The sequence below is a fragment of the Bacillus timonensis genome, from assembly GCF_000285535.1.
Taxonomy (GTDB): domain Bacteria; phylum Bacillota; class Bacilli; order Bacillales; family Bacillaceae_L; genus Ferdinandcohnia; species Ferdinandcohnia timonensis.
Map to the genome: position 1 here is coordinate 1 of NZ_CAET01000096.1, position 502 is coordinate 502.

The 502-nt window shown below is 46.6% G+C and carries 1 protein-coding gene; it reads right to left on the reverse strand.

Features of this window, described 5'->3' with window-relative positions; genetic code table 11:
• Positions 1–68: 68 nt before the first annotated feature.
• Positions 69–269 carry a hypothetical protein gene (locus tag BTHG_RS27165; protein WP_222860368.1) on the reverse strand — a complete coding sequence of 67 codons (201 nt, stop codon included), beginning with the start codon at positions 267–269 and terminating at the stop codon, positions 69–71.
• Between the last annotated feature and the right edge of the window lie 233 nt (positions 270–502).

Genomic DNA, 502 nt, shown 5'->3' on the forward strand with positions numbered 1-502 from the left:
CTCCCGGTTGATATTTGCGTCATTTTCACCAGATTTGCGTCTCCCAGATGATATTTGCGTCTTTCCCATCAGATTTGCGTCTTCCGGATGATATTTGCGTCTTCACCACCGGATTTGCGTCTCCCGGTTGATATTTGCGTCACTTTCACCGGATTTGCGTCTTCCAGTTGATATTTGCGTCTTTTCCATCGGATTTGCGTCTCCCAGATGATATTTGCGTCTGTTCCATCGGATTTGCGTCTCCCAGATGATATTTGCGTCTTTCCCATCGGATTTGCGTCTCCCGGATGATATTTGCGTCTTTCCCATCAGATTTGCGTCTCCCGGATGATATTTGCGTCTTTTCCTCCGGATTTGCGTCTTCCGGTTGATATTTGCGTCATTTTCACCAGATTTGCGTCTCCCAGATGATATTTGCGTCTTTCCCATCAGATTTGCGTCTTCCAGTTGATATTTGCGTCTTTTCACCACCGGATTTGCGTCTCCCGGTTGATATTTGCGT